General features: G+C 29.0%; 28 protein-coding genes and 2 pseudogenes. 13 read left to right on the forward strand and 17 right to left on the reverse strand.

Going from position 1 to position 26,316, the window contains the following annotated elements; genetic code table 4:
* Positions 1-21: 21 nt before the first annotated feature.
* On the forward strand, positions 22-585 hold the full coding sequence (hpt, locus tag AAHM88_RS04115; RefSeq protein ID WP_342262287.1) for a hypoxanthine phosphoribosyltransferase: 564 nt from the start codon (positions 22-24) through the stop codon (positions 583-585).
* Positions 586-641: 56 nt separating this feature from the next.
* Here hpt and AAHM88_RS04120 read toward each other — a convergent pair whose 3' ends face one another.
* The 15 genes and pseudogenes from AAHM88_RS04120 to rpiB all read right to left on the reverse strand — a co-directional run bounded on the left by AAHM88_RS04120 (position 642) and on the right by rpiB (position 11,653).
* A complete protein-coding gene (locus tag AAHM88_RS04120) occupies positions 642-863 on the reverse strand; it encodes a hypothetical protein (protein ID WP_342262288.1) in 222 nt (73 codons plus the stop codon).
* Positions 864-880: 17 nt separating this feature from the next.
* Positions 881-1,198, reverse strand: a complete 318-nt coding sequence (gene atpC, locus AAHM88_RS04125; RefSeq protein ID WP_342262289.1) for an ATP synthase F1 subunit epsilon — start codon at positions 1,196-1,198, stop codon at positions 881-883.
* A 4-nt stretch (positions 1,199-1,202) separates the two neighbouring features.
* A complete protein-coding gene (gene atpD / locus AAHM88_RS04130) occupies positions 1,203-2,621 on the reverse strand; it encodes a F0F1 ATP synthase subunit beta (RefSeq protein ID WP_342262290.1) in 1,419 nt (472 codons plus the stop codon).
* 14 nt (positions 2,622-2,635) lie between these two features.
* Positions 2,636-3,472, reverse strand: a complete 837-nt coding sequence (atpG, locus tag AAHM88_RS04135) for an ATP synthase F1 subunit gamma (RefSeq protein ID WP_342262291.1) — start codon at positions 3,470-3,472, stop codon at positions 2,636-2,638.
* Between the two features lie 5 nt (positions 3,473-3,477).
* Positions 3,478-5,088: a F0F1 ATP synthase subunit alpha gene (gene atpA, locus AAHM88_RS04140; protein WP_342262292.1), complete on the reverse strand. Its 1,611-nt coding sequence runs from the start codon at positions 5,086-5,088 to the stop codon at positions 3,478-3,480.
* Positions 5,089-5,102: 14 nt separating this feature from the next.
* Positions 5,103-5,627 carry a F0F1 ATP synthase subunit delta gene (locus tag AAHM88_RS04145; protein WP_342262293.1) on the reverse strand — a complete coding sequence of 175 codons (525 nt, stop codon included), beginning with the start codon at positions 5,625-5,627 and terminating at the stop codon, positions 5,103-5,105.
* 11 nt (positions 5,628-5,638) lie between these two features.
* On the reverse strand, positions 5,639-6,175 hold the full coding sequence (gene atpF, locus AAHM88_RS04150; protein ID WP_342262294.1) for a F0F1 ATP synthase subunit B: 537 nt from the start codon (positions 6,173-6,175) through the stop codon (positions 5,639-5,641).
* A gap of 13 nt (positions 6,176-6,188) precedes the next feature.
* On the reverse strand, positions 6,189-6,473 hold the full coding sequence (gene atpE / locus AAHM88_RS04155; RefSeq protein ID WP_342262295.1) for an ATP synthase F0 subunit C: 285 nt from the start codon (positions 6,471-6,473) through the stop codon (positions 6,189-6,191).
* 56 nt (positions 6,474-6,529) lie between these two features.
* Positions 6,530-7,264: a F0F1 ATP synthase subunit A gene (locus AAHM88_RS04160; protein WP_342262296.1), complete on the reverse strand. Its 735-nt coding sequence runs from the start codon at positions 7,262-7,264 to the stop codon at positions 6,530-6,532.
* Position 7,265: 1 nt separating this feature from the next.
* Positions 7,266-7,679 carry an MG406 family protein gene (locus AAHM88_RS04165; protein WP_342262297.1) on the reverse strand — a complete coding sequence of 138 codons (414 nt, stop codon included), beginning with the start codon at positions 7,677-7,679 and terminating at the stop codon, positions 7,266-7,268.
* Between the two features lie 9 nt (positions 7,680-7,688).
* On the reverse strand, positions 7,689-8,315 hold the full coding sequence (upp, locus tag AAHM88_RS04170) for a uracil phosphoribosyltransferase (RefSeq protein ID WP_342262298.1): 627 nt from the start codon (positions 8,313-8,315) through the stop codon (positions 7,689-7,691).
* A gap of 77 nt (positions 8,316-8,392) precedes the next feature.
* Positions 8,393-9,122: pseudogene (locus AAHM88_RS04175) on the reverse strand (class I SAM-dependent methyltransferase).
* Positions 9,123-9,269: 147 nt separating this feature from the next.
* Entirely contained in the window at positions 9,270-9,797 is a 528-nt protein-coding gene (locus tag AAHM88_RS04180; protein WP_342262299.1) for a hypothetical protein, read from the reverse strand.
* A gap of 61 nt (positions 9,798-9,858) precedes the next feature.
* Positions 9,859-11,208, reverse strand: coding sequence for a serine hydroxymethyltransferase (gene glyA, locus AAHM88_RS04185; RefSeq protein WP_342262300.1), 1,350 nt, complete (start codon positions 11,206-11,208; stop codon positions 9,859-9,861).
* Entirely contained in the window at positions 11,201-11,653 is a 453-nt protein-coding gene (gene rpiB, locus AAHM88_RS04190) for a ribose 5-phosphate isomerase B (protein ID WP_342262301.1), read from the reverse strand. The genes glyA and rpiB overlap by 8 nt, the downstream gene beginning before the upstream one ends.
* A gap of 202 nt (positions 11,654-11,855) precedes the next feature.
* Between rpiB and AAHM88_RS04195 the strand changes: the two genes are divergently transcribed.
* Positions 11,856-12,506, forward strand: coding sequence for a nitroreductase family protein (locus tag AAHM88_RS04195; protein ID WP_342262302.1), 651 nt, complete (start codon positions 11,856-11,858; stop codon positions 12,504-12,506).
* 72 nt (positions 12,507-12,578) lie between these two features.
* Here the strand turns inward: AAHM88_RS04195 and rpoC are convergent, their stop codons facing one another.
* Together rpoC and AAHM88_RS04205 are read right to left on the reverse strand one after the other, a co-directional pair.
* The gene (gene rpoC, locus AAHM88_RS04200; RefSeq protein WP_342262303.1) at positions 12,579-16,343 is read right to left on the reverse strand and encodes a DNA-directed RNA polymerase subunit beta'; all 3,765 of its coding nucleotides are present in this window, start codon (positions 16,341-16,343) and stop codon (positions 12,579-12,581) included.
* Between the two features lie 32 nt (positions 16,344-16,375).
* A pseudogene (locus AAHM88_RS04205) lies at positions 16,376-20,071 on the reverse strand (DNA-directed RNA polymerase subunit beta); the annotation flags it as partial.
* A gap of 393 nt (positions 20,072-20,464) precedes the next feature.
* Here AAHM88_RS04205 and AAHM88_RS04210 point away from each other — a divergent pair.
* From AAHM88_RS04210 to AAHM88_RS04260, 11 genes are all read left to right on the forward strand, one after another.
* Positions 20,465-20,794, forward strand: a complete 330-nt coding sequence (locus AAHM88_RS04210) for a hypothetical protein (RefSeq protein WP_342262305.1) — start codon at positions 20,465-20,467, stop codon at positions 20,792-20,794.
* Positions 20,795-20,957: 163 nt separating this feature from the next.
* Positions 20,958-21,134, forward strand: a complete 177-nt coding sequence (locus tag AAHM88_RS04215; RefSeq protein ID WP_339023814.1) for a hypothetical protein — start codon at positions 20,958-20,960, stop codon at positions 21,132-21,134.
* A 29-nt stretch (positions 21,135-21,163) separates the two neighbouring features.
* Positions 21,164-21,376, forward strand: a complete 213-nt coding sequence (locus tag AAHM88_RS04220; protein ID WP_342262306.1) for a hypothetical protein — start codon at positions 21,164-21,166, stop codon at positions 21,374-21,376.
* Between the two features lie 169 nt (positions 21,377-21,545).
* Complete coding sequence (locus tag AAHM88_RS04225) at positions 21,546-21,758, forward strand: hypothetical protein (protein ID WP_342262307.1); 213 nt, start codon at positions 21,546-21,548, stop codon at positions 21,756-21,758.
* A gap of 155 nt (positions 21,759-21,913) precedes the next feature.
* Positions 21,914-22,144 carry a hypothetical protein gene (locus AAHM88_RS04230; RefSeq protein WP_342262308.1) on the forward strand — a complete coding sequence of 77 codons (231 nt, stop codon included), beginning with the start codon at positions 21,914-21,916 and terminating at the stop codon, positions 22,142-22,144.
* Positions 22,145-22,159: 15 nt separating this feature from the next.
* Entirely contained in the window at positions 22,160-22,402 is a 243-nt protein-coding gene (locus AAHM88_RS04235; protein WP_342262309.1) for a hypothetical protein, read from the forward strand.
* Positions 22,403-22,430: 28 nt separating this feature from the next.
* Positions 22,431-23,423, forward strand: a complete 993-nt coding sequence (locus AAHM88_RS04240) for a hypothetical protein (protein ID WP_342262310.1) — start codon at positions 22,431-22,433, stop codon at positions 23,421-23,423.
* A 13-nt stretch (positions 23,424-23,436) separates the two neighbouring features.
* Positions 23,437-23,763, forward strand: coding sequence for a hypothetical protein (locus AAHM88_RS04245; protein ID WP_342262311.1), 327 nt, complete (start codon positions 23,437-23,439; stop codon positions 23,761-23,763).
* 9 nt (positions 23,764-23,772) lie between these two features.
* Positions 23,773-24,018, forward strand: coding sequence for a hypothetical protein (locus AAHM88_RS04250; protein ID WP_338967003.1), 246 nt, complete (start codon positions 23,773-23,775; stop codon positions 24,016-24,018).
* A gap of 3 nt (positions 24,019-24,021) precedes the next feature.
* A complete protein-coding gene (locus AAHM88_RS04255; protein ID WP_342262312.1) occupies positions 24,022-24,405 on the forward strand; it encodes a hypothetical protein in 384 nt (127 codons plus the stop codon).
* Entirely contained in the window at positions 24,356-26,275 is a 1,920-nt protein-coding gene (locus tag AAHM88_RS04260) for a hypothetical protein (RefSeq protein WP_342262313.1), read from the forward strand. The genes AAHM88_RS04255 and AAHM88_RS04260 overlap by 50 nt, the downstream gene beginning before the upstream one ends.
* Positions 26,276-26,316 lie beyond the last annotated feature (41 nt).

The raw sequence follows: 26,316 nt of genomic DNA on the forward strand, positions 1-26,316 counted from the left end.
TAAAAAATAAGGAGCTTATTAATGGAAAAACATCCTGCGGTTAAAGAAATTTTATTTACCCATCAACAAATAATTGAACGAACTAAAGCGTTAGCATTAGAAATTAGTAAATACTATCAAGCTAACGACTCAACAATTATTCTTTTAGGAATTCTTAAAGGATGTATTCCCTTTTTAGCTGAATTTATTAGTCACTTAACAATTGAATGTGAAATTGATTTTATGGCGATTGCTTCTTTCCACGGTGGAACCGAAGCTAGTAGCACACCACAAATTATTATGGACATTAACCAAGATATTACTAATCGTGATATTTTAATTATTGAAGATATCATTGAAAGTGGTGCCAGTTTACTAACCATCAAAGAATATTTATTTCTAAAAGGAGCTAAAACCGTAAAAATGGTAACATTACTAGACAAAACTAAAGGAAGAAAGGTAGAACTTAACGCTGATTGAACCGGTTTTAAAGCCCCCCAAGAATTTCTTATTGGTTATGGTCTTGATTATCAAGAAAAACTCCGTAACTTACCTTATGTTGCCATTGCTGATATGGAAAAAATAGCCCTCCTAGAAAAACAATAATTTTTCTAAACAAAAATACCTAACATTATACAATGTTAGGTATTTTAATTAAATTATTACTTTATTCACAATTCAATCCCTAAAAAAGCAATAAACAAACTACCTACCAAATATGTTAACGCCAAAGTAACAAGAAAATAAAATAGCAACGCCTCACGAGGTTTTTTAGGATTCAAAATGCTATTTCATAATACAGCACTAGTTCCCAAACTAGAAAACAAAAAAGTAATTAAATAAATCGCAATTTTAATTAAATGAATTGATAACGCCGTATCCACAAATAAACTCCCTTCTGCTAAAAATTAGTCATCTTAGTATGCCGATCTTTTGCTAACTGTAATAAATGATCTTTCGCTTTATCATCATATTCAATATAATCAGTTAAAATTTTAACTTCTTTCTTTGTTGAATATAATATTCCCGAAGAAATAAGTAACTTATAAGTTTTTTTATGTTGTTTAACAAACATTTGTGCTATTTCTAAATTAGCAACAATAGGAATATGTTGTTCTAAAATTCCAATATAACCTTCAGTAGTTTTAACAGTTACAATTTCAACATCATCATCAAAGAAAATTCCTAATGGTGTTATAATTTTTAGTTTTATCGCCATTATTTTAACCCTCTGCTAATTCTTTAGCCTTAGCAATCGCCTCTTCAATGCTACCAACAAACAAAAACGCTTGTTCTGGTAATTTATCGTGTTTACCAGCTAATATTTCTTTAAAACCTTGAATCGTTTTTGCTATTGGAACATAACTACCTTTCATTCCCGTAAATTTTTCAGCAACCGAAAATGACTGGGATAAAAAATTCCGAATCTTTCTAGCACGATTAACAAGCAATTTATCTTCATCTGATAATTCTTCCATTCCCAAAATTGCAATAATATCTTGTAATTCTTTAAATCTTTGTAAAATTTGTTGCACTTTTCTAGCAACTTGATAATGTTCTTGTCCAACAACTTCTGGATCTAATAATCGCGAAGAAGAACTTAAAGGGTCAATCGCTGGATAAATCCCTAAAGCCGCAATACTACGATCTAATACCGTTCTAGCATCTAAATGACTAAAAGTAGTTGCTGGCGCCGGATCGGTTAAATCATCAGCGGGAACATAAATTGCTTGTACCGATGTAATTGAACCTTTTTTTGTTGAAGTAATTCTTTCTTGTAAAGCTCCCATTTCTGTTGCTAAAGTTGGTTGATAGCCTACTGCTGAAGGCATTCTTCCTAATAAAGCCGAAACTTCACTTCCAGCCTGCGTAAAACGAAAAATATTATCAATAAACAATAACACATCTTGATTTTGCTCATCACGAAAATACTCAGCCATTGTTAATCCTGTTAATGCCACTCGCATTCTTGCGCCCGGAGGTTCATTCATTTGCCCAAAAACTAATGCCGTTTTATTAATAACATTAGCTTCAATCATTTCATAATATAAATCATTCCCTTCACGAGTTCGTTCACCAACACCAGCAAAAACAGAAATTCCACCATGTTCTTTAGCAATGTTATTAATTAATTCTTGCACCAAAACCGTTTTACCAACACCAGCTCCACCAAAAAGACCAATCTTACCACCACGAGCATATGGAACTAACAAATCAATCACTTTTATTCCCGTCTCTAAAATTTCTGCTGTTGTGCTTTGTTCTTCATAACTCGGAGCAATACGATGAATCGGCATTCTTCGGGTTCCTTTGGGAATTATTGAGCCATCTAACGGTTCACCTAAAACATTAAAAATTCTTCCTAAAGTTTCTTTTCCTACGGGAACCATAATTGCTTTTCCAGTATCCACCGCTTTTAAACCTCTAGTTAATCCTTCTGTTGGTCCCATTGAAATTGTTCTCACAATATCATCGCCTAATGCTTGCATTACTTCAACAACTAACTTTTCACCATTATTATCAATTTCCACAGCATTATACAAATTAGGTAAATTGTTATGCGAAAAACGAATATCAATAACTGGTCCTAAAATTTGAATAACTTTACCTTCATTATGCTTTTGTTTTTCAACTTTTTTCATAATTGTCTCCTTTCCTAATTTGTACTATCAGCCGCAGCAATAATTTCCGCAATCTCTTGCGTTATTTTAGCTTGACGAGAACGATTATATTGCAATGTTAAATTATCTTTCAACTCATTAGCATTATTAGTAGCATTTTCCATTGCTAACCTTCTTGATGCTTGTTCCGATACTTGCGATTCACTAATGGCACTATAAATAATAGTATTTAAATATAATAAAATTGTTGTTTCTAATACCGTTTGGGCATCCGGTTCAAACTCAAACAATGAATTTTGCTGAGTATTAATTTTAGCAATCGGTAACAATTGCAATGTCGTTGGTTGAAACAAAATATTATTAATAAATTTTGTATAAACTAATTTAATCCGTTCAATTTCTTTATTATTAAACATACTTAAAACTTGAAAGCCAATTTCTTGTGCTTGATGATATTCAAAATTTAAATCTAAATTAGAATAACTACTAATGACATTATAACCACGATTTTGATAATAACTAATCCCTTTCACACCAATTACAATTAATAAATCACTTTTTTTAATTTCTTGGATGACTAATTTATGAATATTATAGTTATAACCAGCACAAAGACCAATATTAGAATTAATAATAATTCATACTGTTCGAAAATGGGAATCAGCATCTTTTTGTAAATACATAGAATCATTAGTATTGCTAATAATATGATGAAAAACATCATACATTTCTTCACTATAAGGTCTAATCTCTTGAATTCTTTTACTAGCTTTTTTCAATTTTGCTGTTGATACTAATTGTAAAGCACGAGAAATTTTACCAATCGTATTAATTGTTTGAATACGATTTTTAATCCGAAAATCTTGTGGCATAACTATTAATGACGACCTTTTTTAACTTTAATTTTACCTTGAATCAATAACAATTCTCATTGCTCTTTTGTCCCAAAACTAGTAATTTCATATTTATCAATTTTACTAACTAAATGATAAACTACTTTAATAATTTCCGTATCAACTTTACTTTTTAACTCTTTAGAAAAGGCTTTAACCTTTTTTAATTCTTGATATATCTTATGAGCTTCTTTATTATTTTTAAAATAATTAATAATATTTTCTTTAAACAATAAAATCTTATCCAAAGGAACCCATTGAATTCTTCGTAAATTAATTGCTAATAACAAAATTGCTTGATTAGTTTGTGATAATGGACTATATTGTGTTTGTTTTAAAATATCAATTGCTCGTTGTCCATGTTCTAAAACTCTTTTTGTCATCTCATCTAAGTCCGAACCAAATTGGGCAAAAGCTTGTAATTCATTATATTGTGCTAATTCTAACTTTAATGTTCCCGCAACCTGCTTAATGGCCTTAATTTGCGCAGCACTACCAACTCGCGAAACCGAAAGTCCAAGGTCAACAGCGGGACGAATCCCTGCATTAAATAATTGACTAGTTAAAAAAATTTGACCATCCGTAATAGAAATAACATTTGTCGGAATATAAGCGGAAATATCACCAGCTTGCGTTTCAATAATTGGTAACGCTGTAATTGAACCATTACCATTATCTTTATTTAATCTTGCTGCTCGTTCTAATAATCGTGAATGCAAGTAAAAAACATCACCCGGATATGCTTCTCGTCCTGGTGGTCTTCGTAACAACAAGGCCATTGTCCGATATGCAACCGCATGCTTACTTAAATCATCATAAACAATTAAAACATCTTTCCCTTGTTCCATTCACTCCTCAGCAATAGTAACACCCGTATACGGTGCTAAATATTGTAATGGTGCTAATTCACTGGCCCCAGCAGCAACAATTGTCGTATAACTCATTGCTCCCGTTTGCTTTAATCGTTCTACAATTTGGGCAACAGTAGAAGATTTTTGACCAATGGCAACATAAACACAATTAACATCTTTCCCTTTTTGATTCAAAATCGTATCAATCGCAATGGCGGTTTTACCAGTTTGGCGGTCACCAATAATTAATTCTCGTTGTCCTTTACCAATAGGAATCATCGCATCAATTGCTAAAATACCTGTTTGTAATGATTCATCAACTGATTGTCGCGTCATAACCCCCGGAGCAATTCTTTCAACAGGGCGTTTCTTTTTACTTTTAATCGCTCCTTTACCATCAATCGGTTGTCCTAAGGCATTAACAACTCTTCCTAGTAACTCATCACCAACAACAGTTTCAACAACTTGTTTCGTGCGTTTAACAGCATCGCCTTCCTTAATATAAGTATCATCACCCATTAAAACAACACCGACAGCATCTTCTTCTAAGTTTAAAACCATTCCATAAACATCATTATCAAAAAGTAATAATTCACCGAGCATCGCTTTATCTAAACCATGAAGCACAGCAATTCCATCACCGACGCTAATAACACTCCCTTCTTCACTTAATTCCATCTTTTTACCATAATGTTTAATTTGACTTTTAATTACATCAGCAATTTCATTTACCTTAAATGACATCAATATCACCTGCCTTACTTATTTTCAATATTTCGTTTCATTGCTAATAATCGTCCTTTTATTGAACCATCAAAAATTTGATCTTGAACTTTTACTTTTATACCCGCAATTAAACTAAGATCAATTTTATTAATTAATTCCACTTTTTGTTGTAAAATTTTTCCAATTTTCTTCTCAATTTTATCAATAACTTCTTCTTGCAATTTTATCGTTGAAAAAACAATCCCATAAAAAACATTTGCTCTTTCATTGCACAGATTACGAAACACTTTAAGAATTAATCTTACTTGCCGAAAATTATTGCGATCAATTAGTAATTTAAAAAAATTAACAAAAATATCATTAGCTTTATCTTTAAAAATTTTATCAATAATCTTTTTTTGTTTTTGTTTTTCTAAATTATGTGTTGACAAAATATCAATAATTCGTGGATATTCAAAAAATAATTTAATTAAATGAATTGATTGCCTTAACATAATGTCAAGTTGTTTTTCTTCCTGTCCTAGCTTTAGTAGTGCTAATGCTCAATTTTGAATCATTAAACTAACTCCTAATCTAATTGTTTAATAAAATCATCAATCAAAACTTCATTTTGTTCACGATCAATCTCTTTTTCCAAAATATTTTGTGCCATATTAAAAGCAACATCAATAATCTCTTGACGAATGTTTTCTTCCGCTTTAATCCGCTCTTTTAAAATATCTCTTTGCGACTGTTCATCTATTAACTTCGCCTCAATGCTCGCTTGATTAATAATTTCTTGTCTTTGCGTTAAAGCTTCCACTTTAGCATCATCAATAATTTGTTGTGATTGCATTTTAGAATCCTTTAATAACGAATTAGCTTCTGTTTCATACTTTGTTGCTTGTGTTTGTTTCCTAATCGCATCATCAATTAAATCTTTAATAATACTTCTTCGTTTTCGCATTAATTGTTTAAAAGGTTTATAAAGAAAAAAACCTAAAACAACTAATAAAACAACAGTTGCTAAAATATGAGCAATGAATACCCACACATTAGGAAATAATTGATTAATAATATTTTCTTGTTCAATTTTATAAAAAATTGCTAAATTACTTAACAACATCTAATCTTATTCCTTACGTAACAAATATTAAAATTAAAGCAATAACAAGACTATAAATAGCACCAGTTTCTGCAATGGCACAACCAATAATTAACATTGTTCTAATCTTACCATTAGCTTCTGGATTTCTTCCTACCGCCTCAGCAGCTTTACCTGCAGCATAACCTTGACCAATCCCCGCACCAAAACAACCTAAAACAGCAATCCCTGCTCCAATAAATTTGCCTCATGAAGCATCACCACTAGCCAAAATTGCTCCAACAGTATTAATACTATTTATTATTTCCACACTCATCATCTATTTATCCTCCTTCTAGATATTATATTAAATATTTTGTGAACTAAATGAAACAATTATCCATCAGCTTCACGCGTATTAATAGCACCTTCTTTACTAACGGGTTTTTCATCACCAATTTCTAATTTTCAATAAACTAATGTTAAAATTGAAAAAATAACCGCTTGAATAATACCAAAAAAGATATCAAAGTAAAAATGAAAAAATGGTGCTAAAAATCCTGCTAAAAAATTCACTTGACCAATAATTGGGACTTGTCGGGAAATTAAATCACTAAATTGATACAACAACGCCATAATAATACTGCCACCTAAAATATTTCCAAAAAGTCGAAATGAAATGGAAACTAATGGCACAAATTGCGTTAACAATTCTAATGGATTTAAATATCGTTTAAAAAAAGCTAATCTTTGAAATTTAATGCCAAAAATATAAATCCCCACAAATGTTACTAATCCCATCGCAAATGTTGTTGTATATGATGTCATCTGCGATTCAAACCCAACAATTGATAACAAATTACCAACAATAATATATGACAACAAATATAAAAAATATAATGTTAATCATTTAAAACTTGGTCCTAAAATACTAATAACTAAATTTTCAACACTTTTAACACAAAGTTCCACAATTAATACTAATCCTAGTGGTTCATCTTTAGGATCAAGTTTTTTTACTTTAAAAAAGTATATTAAAGTAATCATAGTAATTATTAAAGTTGTTAAAATAATCGTTGTTATTTGCGGAACAAGTTTTCACGGATCTCATAATTCAAAACTTGCATACATCTTAAGATTCATCCTTCAAGTTCCTCTTTTCTATCAAAACATTATACATATTAACAATTAAAGTTGCAAGAAAAGCAAGTATTAAACCAAAAATACTACTAAAAATATTAAAATATTCATTAAATAGCATAATAATCAAAACAGGAATTAAATATAATAATACTCGCAATAAAAAAAGTAGCTTTATTCCTAATTTATTAATTGATTGACCGCTTTGGATCGTATACGAAGTTAAAAAAATTAATAACAAATAATTTAATAAACTAAAAATACTTGTTGTAACAAAACCAATAATCAAATTTCAAGACAAATAATTAATTATAGTAAAAATTGTTGTTACTAATAGTCCAATAAAAATTAACAACCCAAAAACAATCATTATTTGTTTTTCATATTTCCAATTAATATTTTTCATTATAACTATCTACTGTGTATCAAAATAGCGATCTCCTGCATCACCAAGACCCGGAACAATATAACCATTTTCATTAAGCTTCTCATCAACTGCTGCTGTATAAATATTAATATCAGGATGGGCTTTTTCCAGTTTTGCAATTCCTTCTGGGGCAGCTAATAAACAAATAAACTTAATATTATGTGATACTTTCCATTGTTTAACAATATCAATTGCAGCTATTGCCGTGCCACCAGTTGCTAACATTGGATCTAAAATTACTGTATAACTATTTTTCACATTATTAGGTTTTTTTTCTAAATACTTCTTAGGTTGCAGAGACTTTTCATCACGATAAATACCAATATGACCAATTTTAGCATTAGGAACCAATCCTAAGATTCCATCAACCATTCCTAAACCCGCCCTTAAAACCGGAACAAGAATAATATCTTGAGCAACTTTTTTACCAGTAGTGGCCACCATTGGTGTTTCAATTGAAATTTCTTGTAACTTCAAATCCTGAAAAACTTCATAAGCCATTAACCGCGTAATTTCATTAACATTTTCTTTAAAAATCTTACTATTGGTATCTTTTTTTCGTAACCTTGTTAACTTATCATCAATTAAAGGATGTTTAATAATAAATAGTGCCATATTGTTTCACTCCTATTAAGAATTATACTACTTTCTTATATTTTTAGTAATAAAAAATAATAATGATTGCAAAAAAATTACTTACTAACAGAAATTATTAACATCATTGGCCTTCGCAATTCATCTTGCATTAAAGGAACAGTTTTTAATAATTCATCATTAGGCTGTGGTTCAATAACACTTATTATTTTAAAACCACATTCAATTAAAGTATTAATATAAGTAGTAAGTGTCCGATGATATTTCAAAACTTCTACTTCCAAGAAATTGGTTTTTCGGATATCCTCATCAAAATAATTATCAATTGGTCAATGTAACCGCTTAGCGTTATTATCAACACATCATTGTTGATTGGAATTAGCAGTAAATATCGGATGCTCAACAGAAAAAACAAAAGCACCACCATTTGCTAAACATTCATAAACCTTAGCACAAATATTACTAAAAGACGCAATATAATGAAATGTTAACGAACTAATAACAACATCAAATGAATTTGCAAGAAAACTAATATCCTCAATTGGCATTTGCAAATATTGAATTTCAATTGCCGTCATTTCTCTTGCTACATTTAGCATTTTTTCTGAGATATCAATTCCTACTACTGATGATGCCCCTTGCTCAACAGCATATTGACAATGTCAACCAAACCCACATCCTAAATCTAAAACTCGTTTATTATTTAAATTCGGTAACAACTTTTGAAATATATGTCACTCCCCAGCTGCTTTCAAACCATCAACACTTCTTGCCATTTTTTTATATTTATCAAAAAAAAATTGGATCATCATATTTATTTTGTTTCATTACTTTTCTACTCCTAAGTCAATTTTTCAATATATTATATCATTAATAATTATATAAACTTATTTTAGCACTCAATCATTTTTTTCCAATAACAAAAAAATCTTCAAATTAAAAAACCTAAAGTAATTTACTTTAGGTTTTTTAAAATTAAACCGAAAATCTTAATCCATTTAAAAATATTGAATATCCTAAAAAACTCGTATTATGAAAAGAAGCACAAGTAATTTTAACACTTATTCCTAAAATATAATCTTCTTCTCACGCTCAAAATGATAAATCAACGGACTGTTTTGATTTACTAATGTCATCATAAGAACCAATATATTCATTATGTACTTTATTAGGTTCATTTTTTGTTGTTTTAACTCATAATGAAGTTGGCCACTGTAAATCTATTGCCGGAACAGTTTTTTGATTATTAAAAGTTCATAACTTAATATATGAACTTTTACCAAACGAAATTAGCGGGTAATCATTACTAAATTCAAGTAGTGATTGTGCATAATTATGCCAATTTTGCAATACAAAACTTTCTTCAATTTGTAAATAGCCATTATTACTTTTACTCCGATTAGTAACTCGTCAACTAAAATCAGTATTAATTGCTTGCAAAGATTGGTTTAACATCGTAATGCTAGCAACACTAGAAACACTTAACAGAGTTGTTGAATACAATAGTAAAAATTCCCTAAAAATACATACCACCTCTTAAATTACTAAATATTATAAATTAAACTTATAATTGGTAATTTTCATATATTGGAAAATCTTTTAATAAAATACCAATTTGGTGTTTATGCTTAGCAACATTCTCTTCAGTATTACCATTTTCTTTAAGAACACTAATAATTATATTTGCTAATTGTTCAAATTCCTTTTCTTTTCAGCCTCTAGTGGTCATCGCTGCTGTTCCAATCCGAATGCCACTAGTAGTCATTGGTTTTTCTTTATCAAATGGAATCATATTTTTATTACAAATAACATCAATTTGATGCAAAATATTTTCACATTCCTGCCCCGTACGATTAAATGATGTTTTAACATCAATAATCATTAAATGATTATCAGTACCACCACTAATCAATTTAACATCATGTTTTCTAAAAATATTTTCTAAAACTTTACAATTAGCCATAATTTGCTGTTGATATGCTTTAAATTCTGGTGTTGCCGCTTCATAAAATGCTTGTGCTTTAGCAGCAATAATATGTTCTAAAGGGCCTCCTTGTTGACCTGGGAATACTGCCCGATCAATCGCTTTTGCTAATTCTTTTTTACATAAAATTGCACCGCTTCTTGGACCGCGTAATGTTTTATGTGTTGTTGTTGTTACAATATCTGCTACTACTACAGGATTTGGATGTAATCCAGCAGCAATTAAACCAGCAATATGAGCCATATCAACCATTAATAATGCTCCAACTTCATCAGCAATTTCACGAAACTTAGTAAAATCAATCGTTCTTGAATATGCACTAGCTCCCGCAACAATTAATTTTGGTTTAAGTTCTAATGCTTGTTGTCTAATTGCTTCATAATCTAATTGTTGAGTCTTTTCATCAACACCATAACCATGAAATTGATAAACAATTCCTGAGAAATTCAATTTATGTCCATGGGTTAAATGACCCCCTGCATCTAAACTCATTGCCAAAACAATATCATTCGGCTTTAAAATCGCTTGATATGCAGCAGCATTAGCTTGACTACCAGAATGCGGTTGTACATTAGCATGCTCAGCATTAAATAAAGCCTTTAATCTTTCAATCGCTAAATTTTCACTTTTATCAACAAATTCACAACCACCATAATATCTTCTTCCCGGATATCCTTCAGCATATTTATTAGTTAATATTGAACCTGCTAATCTTAATACAGGAAGCGAAACATAATTTTCCGAAGCAATTAATTCCACATGGCGTTGTTGTCTAATAAGTTCTTCTTTAACAACTGCTTTTAGTTCGGGATCAATATCATTTGTTTTACGATTAATATTTTGTATTTCTGAATCAATATCAGTTATTAATGAATCAATATCCTTTTCTTCTAAACTAACATCATTTATTTGCGTATCATCTTTAAACATCTTTAATATCTCCTAATTCAATTTTTTCAACTCGTTGTTGATGACGGTTTGAAAATTTAGTATTTAAAAATTCTTCTAAAATTCAAATCGCTTTTTGAGGCGCAATAATTCTTCCTCCTAAAACTAAAATATTAGCATCATTATGTTCGCGAGCTAAGGCCGCTAACTTTGTTTCATAACATAATGCCGCTCTAATTTTCGGCATGCGATTAGCACTAATACTTATTCCAATACCTGTACCACAAATTAAAATTCCATACTTAGCATTACCATTTCCTACTTCTTTACCAACCAATTTGGCATAATCAGGATAATCCACTTGTTCTTTTTCACTATTAGTTCCTAAATCAATAACCTCATATTCATTATTTTTTAAATATTCAATAAGAGCAGTTTTTAATACATATCCAGCGTGATCACATCCAATAGCAATTTTATCTTTCATATTTATAATTCCCTCCTTCCAATATCCTTTTATTTAATTATATAGTATGAAAGAAAGAAATTAATTATTTTGAACAAATATTAATTTATTTTAAAAGTAACAACCCCTTCATTAATTTTATTATTAGTTAAATTTTTAATTTTATTTATCTCTTCCTAAAAAAATGTTTTATAATTATAACTACAAGAAAGTAGGTAAACTTATGAATAAATTTGATATCCTAAAAGAAATTCTCTTAGCACGTCATTCTTGACGAGAATATGATTCCCAAAAAATTAATGAACAAGATATTAATGAAATCTTAGAAGTAGCCCGTCATTCACCATCAGCATTTGGATCAGAACCATGACATCTTATTGTTGTTAGTAATAACAAAGTAAAACAAGAATTACATCCTTTAATATGAAAACAAAAACAAGTCCTTAACGCTTCACATCTATTTTTAATTTTAACTAATAAAAAAAATGCCTTTACAAAAAATAGTGCCTTTCTTCGTTTAAGATATCAAACGCGTTATCAGAATTCTGATGAAAAATTTGAACAATTACAAAATAACTTAATAAATTATTTAAAAAAATATATTAATGACCCAGAAGAATGAGCTAAACGACAAGCATATATTTTATTAGAAAACATTATTCTTTGTGCTTTTGCTAAAGGCATTGGTACTAGTCCAATGGAAGGGTTTGATGGTGCTGACATCATTAATTATTTAGAAACAAATAAATATATCGCTCCCAACGAATACAATGTTGCCGTTGTTCTCGCTGCTGGATATTTACCTAAAAATAAAGAATTACCAATAAAACCACAATCCTTAACTTACGAACAATTAGTTACTAAAATTGAATAAAACAAAAACGCCATTATCTTTACAATAATGGCGTTTCTTTTAATATTTAAAAAATATCTAATAATTTAAATTTTAATATTCCTCTTCATAAGCAATTTTTCCTCTAGCAATGATATCTTCGGAATCTAATAATCCTGTTCCCGCAGGAATTAAATTACCTAAAATAACATTTTCTTTTAATCCTTCTAAAGTATCAATTTTACCTTTAATAATTGCTTTTGTTAATACGCGTGTAGTATCTTGAAATGATGCTGCCGATAAGAAAGAATTAGATTCCAATGGTGCTTTTTTAATACCAAACATAATTGGAAATCCATAAGGCGGACGACGATCTTCTGATAATAACTTACCAACAATATCTTTAAATTCTTTAATCGTAACTGTTTCCCCAACTAATAAGTCACTATCGCCACCATCAATAATTTGAATTTTATTTAACATTTGTTTAATAATAATTTCAATATATTTATCAGAAATTTGAATTCCTTGCAAACGATACACTTTTTGAACTTCTTTTAAAATATATTCTTGAACTTCTTTAATCCCAGCAATTTCTAATAAATGTTTAACATTAATTGCTCCTTCAGTTAATTTTTGACCAGCTTTAACTAGCGAACCAACTTTAACACGAATATTGGAGTTATAAGGAGTTTTATATTTTCTTTCATTATGTTCAGATACAACAGTAATAATATTAATACCATTTTCTTCATTTATTTCTTGAACGGTACCATCAATTTCAGAAATAATGGCAACTGCTCCCTTAGGAATTGTATTATCTAATAATTCTTTAATTCTTGGTAACCCCTGAGTAATATCTAAACCACCAGCAACACCACCTGTATGGAAAGTACGCATTGTTAATTGTGTCCCTGGTTCACCAATTGATTGGGCTGCGACAATCCCAACAGTTTCACCAATATCAACAATTGCACCCGTTGCTAAATTAAGTCCATAACATTTTTTACATACTCCTTTAGAAGCATCACAAGTTAAAACGGAACGAATTTCAAATTCCATAATATTATTTTTGGCAATTTTATTATTAATATCTTCAGTAATTAAAGTATTAGCAGGAACAATTTCCTTACCATTTTTATTAATTATCGCTGACTTTGTAAATCGTCCAAAAGCACGATCTTGTAAGGGCACAATAATAATATAATTTTTAGTATCAACAATATCTTTAATTAAGAATCCTTTTTCTGTTTGACAATCTTCTATCACAATAATAATTTCTTGAGCAACATCTACTAATCTTCTTGTTAAATAACCAGAATCAGCTGTTTTTAAAGCCATATCAGCCATTCCTTTTCTCGCCCCATGCGTAGTTATATAGAACTCAAGAACCGTTATTCCTTGTATAAAAGAAGAACGAATCGGCAATTCAATAACTTCTCCCTTAGGATTATTCATTAATCCTCGCATCCCTACTAACTGTGTAAAGTTAGAAAGATTACTCCGCGCACCCGAATCAGTCATAATCGTAATCGGATTATTAATATCTTGCTTTAACACTATTTCTAATTTCTTTTGAATTAAATCTTTAACATCCGATCATTTTTCAACAATTAATTTATGTTTTTCGCGTTCAGTTATCATTCCTAAACGATAAAATTCTTGAACTTCAGCAATATATTTATCAGCTTCAATAAAGTATTCTTTTTTACCTTCATATGCTTTCATATCTTGTGCCGAAATCGTAATACCAGAAATTGTTGAAAATTTAAATCCTAAATTTTTCATATTATCCAACATTTCAGCAGTTTTTTGCGTTCCATATTTCTTAAAAAACTTAGTAATAATATTTGATAAACTACTTTTCTTAAATGGAGAAATTGCTTCTCGTGATGCAATAAATTTTCGGATATCTTCAGTAATTAAAATAATATGACGATCATCTAAATAATCAAGATTTTCTGCTGTTGGTTCATTAAAATAAGGAAAATCAACAGGAAAAATTTTATTAAAAATTAATTTTCCAACCGTTGTTATTAATACCTTATTTTTACTATCATTAACCTTAATCTTATCATCCATAGCATTAACCGGAATAGCAATTATCGCATGTAAATGTAGTTGTTTATTATCATAAGCTAAAACAGCATCATCAAAATTCCGATAAATATTTCCTTCACCAATTTTACCTTTACTTTCAAAAGTTAAATAGTAATTTCCTAAAACCATATCCTGAGTTGGCGTTACAATTGGTTTTCCATCTTTCGGTCCTAAAATATTTTTTGAACCTAACATTAAATATCGCGCTTCAGCAACAGCTTCTGCTGTTATCGGCACATGAACTGCCATTTGGTCACCATCAAAATCAGCATTAAATGCTGGTGTTACTAATGGATGCAAACGAATTGCTTTCCCTTTTACTAACTTCGGTTCAAAAGCTTGAATTCCTAAACGATGCAGTGTTGGTGCCCGATTTAATAATACTGGACGCTCTTTAATAACTACTTCTAAAAAATCTCATACGCGTTCATCGCGTTGATCAATCATCTTTTCTGCCATCTTATAAGTTAAATTACTATTACTTTCTTTAGCATCTCTTAATAATTCAGCAATAATAAATGGTTTAAAAAGAACAATTGCCATATCGCGTGGTAAACCACACTGATACATTTTTAATTCTGGACCAACAGCAATAACACTTCTTCCAGAATAATCAACTCGTTTTCCTAACAAGTTTTGACGAAAACGCCCTTGTTTTCCTTTTAAAATTGCTGTTAATGATTTTAACGGTCGCTTATCTCTTCCGGTTACAGGACGCGCTTTACGATCATTATCAATTAAGGCATCAACGGCTTCTTGTAACATCCTTTTTTCATTATTAATAATAATTGAAGGAGCTCCCATTTGTTTAACGCGTTTTAATCGTTCATTTCTAATAATAATCTTACGATATAAATCATTCAATTCTGATGCTGTAAATCTGCCCCCATCTAATTGAATAATTGGTCTAATATCTGGTGGTAACACCGGAATAGCATGTAAAATCATTCACTCAGGCTTATTTCCTGAACGCAAAAAATCATTTAAAGTTTTCAAAGAACGCATTAATTTTAATTTATCCGTTTGCGATTTTTTACCTTGAATTTTTCTTTTAATTTTCTTAATTTCTTCTTTTAAATCTAAATTTTTAAGTAAATGTTCAATTGCCTCAGCGCCAATACCAAATTTAGCATTAGTATATTTATTAATAAATTGAGCACATTCATCCATTGAAAAAGGAATATTAGTAGTTTTTAAATCTTCAATCATTCCTTGTGCTCTTTCAAAAGCAATTGATTCCACAGTTAAATCTTTTTTAATATTTTCTAAAGTTTTAATTAATCGTTCACGAGTTTCTTGTGAAGTTTTAGCATTACCTAAATCTAAAACCATTTTATTCCTTAAATTTTTAGCATCACCAGCATCTAAAACAATATAAGAAACAAAATAAATCACTTCCTCTAAATCCTTAGTACGCATATTTAATGCCAAAGCAATCTGGGAAGGTGATGCCTTTAACATTCAAATGTGTGATACAGGATCTTCTAATTCAATATGTCCCATTCTTTTTCTTCTAACAATTGATTCTGTTAATTGCACCCCACAGCGTTCACAGATTTTACCACGATTATTTTCTTTTTTATATTTTCCACATTCACATTCATAGTTTTTAATCGGCCCAAAAATTCGTTGATCAAAAAGACCATCTTTTTCTGGTTTTAATGATTTATAATTAATAGTTTCTGGTTTTGTTACTTCACCATACGACCAAGAACGAATATCTTCTGGAGAAGCTAAACTAATTTTAATTTCTTTAAAGTTTTTGTGATCATTAAACATTTATCATTTCTTCCTCTCTAGAATTTACTTTCTTCATCTTCTTCATAATTTAACATCTTATGTTCTTTACCATCTTTAGTTTTTAAAACAACATTGATTGATAAACCTTGTAATTCTTTAATTAAAACATTAAATGACTCAGGAATTCCTGACAATGGCAATTTTTCACCTTTAGCAATTTTAGTATATAACTTCGTTCTTCCAATAATATCATCAGATTTAATTGTTAATATTTCTCTTAAAGTATGAGCAGCCCCATAAGCTTCCAAAGCTCATACTTCCATTTCCCCAAATCTTTGGCCACCATTTTGTGCTTTTCCACCTAATGGTTGTTGAGTGATTAAAGAATATGGCCCAACATTACGAGCATGAATTTTATCTTCCACCATATGTGATAGTTTTAACATATACATTACACCAACAGATATTTTATTACCAAATGTTTCACCTGTTTGACCATCAATTAAAGTTTCTTTTCCAAAATTATCCATCTTGGCTTCTGTCATAATGGCAATTAATTCTTCATTACTTACGCCTTCAAAAACTGGGGTAGCTACTTTTAACCCTAACTTTTTAGCAGCCATTCCCAAATGTAATTCTAGTACTTGACCAATATTCATTCGCGAAGGAACTCCTAAAGGGTTTAACATAATATCTACTGGCGTACCATCAACAAGATGAGGCATATCTTCAATCGGTAAAACTTTAGAAATAACACCCTTATTACCGTGTCTTCCCGCCATTTTATCACCTTCTTGAATTTTTCGTTTTTGAACAACATAGATTTTAACAATTTCTAATACCGAAACTGGTAAATCATGTCCATCTTTACGAGAAAATCTTTTCACAGCTTGAATAATTCCCGCACCGCCATTCGGAACAATTAAAGAATTATCTTTAACATTACGAGATTTTTCACCAAAAATAGCTTGCAATAATTTATCTTCTGCTGACAATTGGGTTTGTCCTTTAGGAGTTACTTTCCCAACAAGAATGTCGCCTTCTTTAACTTCCGCACCAACCATTACAATCCCATCAACATCTAAATAACGACGCATACTATCTGGAATATTGGGAATTTCACGAGTTATTTCTTCTTCACCTTGTTTTGTTTGGCGACGTTCAATAGTATATTCTTCAATATGAATTGATGTAAAAACATCATCATATACTAAGCGTTCACTAATAATAATCGCATCTTCATAGTTATAACCATTTCAAGTTGTAAATGCCACCATAACATTTTGACCTAACGCTAATTCACCTTTTTCCATTGAAGCACCATCAGCTAAAATTTGACCTTTGCTAACAGTATCACCTGGTTTTATCAATGGTGAATGAATTAAAGCCGTACCACTATTACTACGATCAAAACTATTTAATTCATACACTTTAACTCGGTCTTTATGTTTAACAGTAATTTTTTTACTATCAACATAATCAACAATTCCATCATCTAAAGAAATAATTGCTAATCCTGAATCTCTAGCAGCAGCATGCTCCACACCCGTACCTACTAACGGTGATTGTGCTTTAATTAAAGGGATTGCTTGGCGTTGCATATTAGCACCCATCAAAGCACGGTTAGCATCATCATTTTCTAAAAAAGGAATACAAGATGTCGCAATGGAAACAATTTGTCGTGGTGAAACATCAATATAATCAACTTCATTGCTAGTAGCAATAATATTTTCACCACTAAAACGAGCAGCAACTTGCTTTTCAATAATCTTTCCTTGATCATCAATTGCAATATTTGCTTGACTAATAACATAATTTTTTTCTTGATCTGCCGTTAAATAATGATTAATTTCAGATACAATACCATTATTTACTTTCCGATATGGCGTTTCAATAAAACCATATTTATTAATATGAGCATAAGTTGATAAATTATTAATTAAACCAATATTTGGTCCTTCAGGAGTTTCAATCGGACAAATTCTGCCATAATGCGAGTAATGCACATCACGAACTTCTAAACCAGCTCGTTCACGAGATAATCCCCCCGGACCTAAAGCAGTAATTCTTCTTTTATTAGTTAATTCTGATAACGGATTAGTTTGATCCATAAACTGTGATAACTGTGATAAGTTAAAAAACTCACCAATAACGGCTGTTAACGGTTTATTATTAATAATATTTGATGGCTTAATAACAGAACTATCAGCAGTTGACATCTTTTCTTTAACATTTTTTTCAATTCTTGCCATCCCAATCCGAAATTGATTTTGTAATAACTCACCAACTGTTCGCACACGACGATTACCTAAATGATCAATATCATCAATATTTCCCAAACCTTTAGTAATATTTAATAAATATGAAAAAGAAGCAATAATATCTGGAATCGTAATATGTTCTATTTTATTACTTGGATCAACACCTAAAATTGCAATACTATCATCAGGATTAATCATTTCATTATTAGCATAAACTAAAACTCTTTGAATTTTATTATGACTTTTAATATCCGGATGAAAATTAATTTCTTGCAACATTGCTCCAGCATTTAAAATTGTATGCAACATTTCTAAATCTTTTTTAGTAATTAAATATCCCTTTTTAAAAACAACATTACCTTTAACATCTTTAATATCTTCAGCCAAAATCCGATTTAATAACCGTTCAACAATTGATAGCTTTTGAATCAATTTAAATCGGCCAGCTTTAGTTAAATCATATTTTCTTTTATCAAATAATAATCCAAAAAGAAACTTACTAGCACCATCAACAGTTGCTGTTTCCCCTGATCGAATTTTTTTATAAATTTCTTGAACTGCAAATTCTCAACTGTCTTTTTCTAAACCACTAATATAATCACTTTCATAAGTGTCAAATAATAACTGATCATCATTATACAATGCTAATAAATCATCTTTTTTTAAACCTAATGCTGTAAACAAAACAGTAGCATTAGTTTTTCGTGACTTATCAATTTTTACTTGAAAAATATGTTTATATAAATTATTTTGTTTAGTTTTAACCTTTTTAATATGACTTTCAAACTCTAATCATGTCCCCCGCGAAGGGATAATATCATTAAAATAAATAATTTTTCCTGTTTTCGGATCAATATTCTTTTTGTAATAACTTCCTGGTGACCTTACTAATTGAGAAACAACAACCTTTTCACTACCATTAATAATGAAAGTTCCTTTATCGGTCATTAACGGAAAATCACCTAAAAAAACTTCACCTGCTCTTCAAAGGGTATAATCAACTAACATTTCTTCTTCATCTTGCTTTTTAATAATAATTTCAATAGCAATTTTATCTTCAGCATTAATATCTTCAAAATAAAAAACATTATCATCTTGTTTTGATAATACTGGATTTTTAAAGCCAAATTCTTCTCTTACTCATAATAACATTGCTTGATCTGGCGTTTTAGCAATTTGACTATTAATTCTTTCATCATCTTTAATAACAGTTAATTGCAATTTAGCATAAATTGGTACTTCATAAATCTTTGATTCTTCTTGTGCTTGTTTTAAGTTGCGTCGTGGTTTTTTTACTTCTCAACTTAACAATGATAATGTTGTCTTCCCTTCAGGGTCAGTTATTGGAAATATTTCATCAAAAACCTCCTGAATGCCATCTTTCATAAATCATTGATAATTATCAGTTTGTACTTCAATCAAATTGGGTAATTCTAATTTCCCTGAAACCTTGGAATAATCTCTTCTTTGAACATAATCTCCAAAATGTTTCATCTTAAATGCCATTAACAAATCCCCCTTGTTTTTCATAACTAAAACTATATAATTTTATACTAATTATACTCTTAAATCAATACATACTTTTGATAATGATGTAGAAACCATATACATATGACAAGATTTTGGTTTCTACAAACTTGCTGTTAATTAATAAATAAATATGAGCTCATTTATTTATTACAAGAAATATAAGGTTAAATTAATATTTATTATTTTTAGTTATGCCTTGTATTTTTTTGTGCCTTGATAATAATAAACTAAGTTAATTAGTAAACGAAGTTTACTAACAAATTTTGTTAAACATAAATGTTTAAAAAAATAAATATTTAACTTAGTTAGATAACTAAGCTAAATATAACTTAGTTTAATATAACTAAATATTGTAAGGATGGTATGTATATGAGAAATATTGAAAATATTTTTTTAAATACTGAAAAATATCTTTTAAAAGAAACACAAAATGCAGTACTTATTAAAGCACCAGCAATTCCGTGATTGTATGAATCTACTGGTATTTGGTTTTCGAAACGATTTGTTTATAAAGGAAAATATGAGAATTCTATTTGTATAGGAATAATTAGAGATGGTGAATATCGGTTAGTTTTTATTAATGATAAAGGTCAAGAGTCTAGTTTGATTTTAGGTCATGAGTTGTTAGGTTTTTTTGTTGCTGAAAAAGCATATGATAAAAAGGTTGTAAGTTTTGATTATTTTAAAAATTCATTTTAAAAATGTTTTACGATGTTTTAAGAATAAGGGTAAATAAAAAAATATTTTAGTTAGTTTTTATGGTGTTTAAACGGTGCGGAAAGCGTATGCTCCGCCCGTTAATTATCTATGTTAGTTGAGTTATTTAACTAAGTTATTGCAATTTTTTTGAGGAGTTTTAGAAATGAAAATGTGAGTTAATGTGGATGAGTCTGGCAAAGATTATTGTCAAGAGTTTATATATTCTATTAATAAAAAAACTGGATTAGAACAAAAAATTTGAGCCTCTAAATCCGCAGTTGAATCTGTTAGAACTGATTTAGTCGGTGATAATTGACTTTGTGTTGATATTGCATATTAAAAGATTAGAAAATTAAGGAGAAAAGAAAAATGAGTATTTTTGGATTAGTGTTTTTTACGATTTTAACATTATTACTAGCATATTATATTGCAGTTAATATTTATCGTTTTTTTAAAGATAAAAAGAAATATGGTAGTGAAGCAAAGCGGTTGCCAAAAGATTTTACTTATTCACAACGAATATTTATTGCGAAATTTAAGAAAAATTTATTAGAAAAAGATGGAGAAGAAATTAACAAATAAAAAAAATATTTAGAATATTTTTAAAAGTACATAGATATGACTAAATTTAACTATAATACAAAAATAAATAAAATTAATCGAATTAAGAGTACAAAAAGGGTTAGAAAAATTAGAAAAAATAAAAAAATGTTAAAAATAAGAAAGATAATTAAAAGGTAGGAAGAGAAAAGTGAAAGTATGATATGGTATTGCTTCTTCAGAAGAAGAACAAAAGATAGATAGAGTATCACAGTTATCTGTATATATTAATGGTGATAATAATACTAAACCTAATCGTGTATGAGCGCGTGATTATTGTGTTGGTCATGTAGAGATAGATATTTTTCATGATGCGTGGGTTTGTATTGATGCTATGTTATTAATTAAGGAAGTTGGTTGTTAAATGTTTAAAAAAGTAATTATTGAGTTAATTGAATTAATTTATCCAACTGCCGATTTGCCGCCTCAAGTTGTATTTTTGTTTTCAATTTTAATAATTGTAATGCTCTTCTCAGCAATTATTTTTCTACTCTTTTGACCTTTTAAGCGGTAATTATTATGTTTTTAGTTGCTTGAAAAGATTTAGATTGAGAAATGACAAAATTGTATTTTTGAGATTTATTTATCCAAATTACAACTATTCCGGCGTGAGTTTCTGGCAAAGAAATTGATTTAACCAAAGAACCACTTTGACTTTTAATGGCAAATATTGCCTTTTGAATGGTATTAGTATTCACTGTCTTATTTATGGTTATTTTATTTTATAAGGTTAAATCATATTTTGTTTAGAAAGGGGGTGATTATATGTTAATAAATTTCTTAGTAGAAGGAAATACACCAGTAGCAATTACTGGTGAACAAGCGGTTACTAACTTATGAAAAGCATTAATTAAAGCATTTGGTAATATTTGAACTGATATTATTGGTGGTAATATGCCAAATGTCGTTAATTTCTTTGCTACATATTGAGTTTTCTTGCTTGGTGTGATTATTGGTTTATTTTTAATCGCTTTCAAAATGTTTGAAAAATTAATGCCCGGAAGATAGTAATAAAAATAAAGAAAGTGTGATTTAAGTGGTGTTATTATTCAAAAAAATAAATTTAAGATTATATGATTTTGTCGCTTTAAATCGCACTTTATTTATTATTGCGTGATTCTATGGTGTGATTTTGCATTATTATAATCCCCAAAGTTGACGAATGTTATTTGATATTATTTATTTATTAATTGCTTTGTATATTTTATATACTAAAATTTCTCATTTCTTTGCTCGTCGTAGTTTTATTAATTTCTTATTAAATTCACCTTTAAATTTAGTAATTGGTGCTTTAGGGACCGGAAAAACCGCTTTAATGGTTTTAGCTTCTTACTTATTAAGTGGTTGGAAAACGATTTCTACTTTTCCGATTACTGATAAACAAATGCTTTCATTAGGGCATATGTCTTTATTAGATTATAATTATCCGATATTAGAAGAAAAGCATTTGCTGTTATGAGATGAAACTAACTTATTTTTAGAAGGAACTGACTATAAAGAAAATGATAGGGTAACCCAAGGTTTACAAGAATATTTTGCTTCAGCTCGGCAATTTACCCATATCGTACTAGCGAGCGGACAACGAGCCGAACATATATGAGTTAAAGTTCGTGATATTGCGAATTCAATAATTGTTGGTATTAGAAAAAAACCAGTTAGTATCTTTCGACCCTATTTGCAAGTTATTTATGGTACTTTTAAATCCGTAAGCGAATACGAACAATGACGATTAACTCTAATTAATGCAAAAAATGATAAAAAAGGTCGCAAAATCAAGTATCGTAGCATTCCGGAATTAGATATTTATTTCTTTAAATTGAAAATTCCGATGTCAATTTTAAACCTTTACGATAATAAATATTTATCATTCTTGCGTGAATTAAGTAATCGTGCTTTGAATGATAATTATCAGCATAAATTTTGAAATGATAATGTAATGGATATTGAAGCATTAGAATATTTGAAAATGGAGAAATTTAGCAAGATACTTACTAAGTTAAAAAATAATCTAAAGAAGAAAAATAAGTAAAGGAGTTTAAAAAATGGAAAACTTAGAAAAAATGGCTAGTTTCATTGGCGATATATTTTATAAAGTTTTTGATTTAATTTGAACTTTAACGATTCCGGGAACAGATATTCGCATTATTATTTTTCCACTAATTATGCTTGTGATAAATCTTGTAATCGGTGGCATTTTAGGTATTCATATTGAACGACCAAAAGTTGGCTTTCGTAAAAAATATCGAAAATCAGTTGCTAATTGAGGAACTAAGAAACAATCATCTAGTGGTCCAATTAAGAAATTTAGTGGTAATAGTTCTAAAAATAGACCGTGAGTTGACCAACATGGACGGCGAATAAAAAGGTAGGTATTTAAAATGTTTAAATTAATAATTTTATTTATTCTTGTTGCTGTTTTTTCTATTTTTGCTTTAAATGACTTTTTAGGTTTATGAGCCTATGTGCGTGAGGGTTTAGAATATTTTAATAAAGTTCTATCAAATAATATTAAAATTTTAGATTTGTTTAAACCAATGATTAGGTTATTTTCTCAACATCCGATTTTCCAAATTTTAGGAACGATTTGCATTTTATCAACAATATATTTAATTTTAAGGAGTTAAAAAATGAAAAAGTTAAAGAAAATATTAAGTATTAAATGATTTAAAAACGTTTTAAGTTTTATACATTTTTTTATCATACTTCATAGTTTTATCGTTATAATTTGAGTGTTTTTAACAAGAATTAGAACTAACACAGATGAGTTTTTTAAAGATTTTATATTGTTTGATTTTCAAAATTTAGTTTTTAAAGTGTATTTTTGATTATTAATTATTTATCTGTTAATAACTGGTATTAAATTAATTATTAGGGGTTATTACTTTAATAAAGTTTTTAAAAAACATCAACAACAAGTTGTCAATTGTGAATGTCCACAACATAGTCAATATAAATTTTCTGATGCTGTTAAAACAATGAAAAAGAATTTTAAGTCGTGATGAGATGGATAAAATTATTTCTTGATTTATTATAATGTTTATTGGTTTGGTACCGTTAGGTGTTTTCTTTGATACAAAACAACCACTAAAACCTAATATGGAACAATCCTTTATGAAACGAGAAAAACGAGCTACAAACCCTAATCAATGTGGCAATAATTGTGAATTAGAGTTTGTTAGCATTAAAAATACTTTTTTTAATATAGAGAGTTTTGGCTCTGCTGGAAGAATAACTTTTTATGATAAAAGTGTTCGTTTTCCAGATGATATGTCTGAAAAAAACTTTTTAATCGAAAATCAAAATATTAATAATCCTATAAAGGATTTTTTTAAACGAGAAGGTGTTTATAAACCAAAGCCATCTGAAGATATATTGACTACTTATGGCTGAGAAATTCCTAAACTTGAAAGTATTAAAGTGTCATTTATTTATTTAGATAGATATCAATTAAATAAACCACAATATTTTATAAGTTCATTTTCAGCTAAAGTGCCACTACAACCAGAGAAAGATAACGAGCAACCGTTACCGACTGCAATAACTAAAAATGATGGCGAATATCAATATATTCAGTTTCAAGATAAGTTAGACTATTTGATGATACAACGGCGAGATTTTGATAAATTTAATTACTCTTATCTATATTGAGTGCCAATTTTTAATTTCTTTGATGATAATTTTAAATATATGAATGAAATTTCAATTAAATTAAATGGTTTTAAACAAAATAGTAAATTTAATTTAAGTCGCAAAAATTCATATCCACCCGGTTTTATTGAAAAAGTTATTTTTAGAGAACTTTCCTTTTCTAGTTTTGGCGATGTTATTACTATAAAAACTGAGCATGGTAGCATTGTTGGCTATAATGAGTTTTTAGAAAATGGTAAATTGCTTTGAAAATCTGGCTCGCGAACAAGTTTTGGAGGAGATTTTATTAATACCTTTTTTGGACAAGTTAATTATTATGGTAATACCTTCCATTTTTTACGCTATGATGACAAATTAAAATCAGATTTTAAAGATTTTATGCTTCATTATCAAAAAGATTTAACTATTGATTTCATTAATGATTTATTTAATAAAATTTATAAAGTTTTAGATGAGTTTTTTGTACAATTCTTTTATGCCAGTTTTGATATGGATGCCTCTACTTATGTAGAATTAGATTACAAAGGGATGATACAACAAATTCCTAAAAATGTTCTACAAATGGGGTTTTTCTATCGTTCCTTGATTACTTTTTATCCTAAACAATATTTAATTAACTTTGGTTTAACAGTAGAAAATAGTAAGAATATGATTTTTCGTTCCTATTTTTTTGTTAAAGATAAACAAATTGTCAATGGTTTTAATACCGGTAAAAGTTCTTATCAAATAGATTTTAATGTTTTAAAAGCATATGATAACCAATTATGAAACGCCACTAGTAATAAACTGCATTTTTATAACGCTAAAGTCGATGTGATGTATGGGATTAATATTTTTACATTAACTTTTCCACTTTATAAAAAGAAAAATGAAAGTACTGAATATCATTATTCTTTATACGATTTTAACATTTTGAATTCAACAGCTTTTATTGGTAGAGGCACAAGTGGTAATGTGGATGACTTAATTCCTACACCCAATTGTTCTTATTGAGGTTTATTTAGTGCAATATCCTGTGGGATTCAGCACGCTTCTGTTAGTGTGTTAAATTGATTACTTGGTCTTTCAGGGATTAATCTTTTAATTCGCCCCATTGCCGATATTGCTAAAACGACGATTAATTTTACCAAAACCGCCTTTCCAGTGTTTGAAGTTATTCCAGCATTTCAGATGTTATTTGAATTTGTAGTGCCATTAGCAATCTTATTAATGATATTAAAAAAGTTCTCTTAAATATTGCTAATATTTTTTATAATATAATTCCTTTGAAAGGA

Origin of the sequence: Spiroplasma endosymbiont of Dromius quadrimaculatus (assembly GCF_964031155.1) — a bacterium.
Taxonomy (GTDB): Bacteria; Bacillota_I; Bacilli_A; order Mycoplasmatales; family Nriv7; genus Nriv7.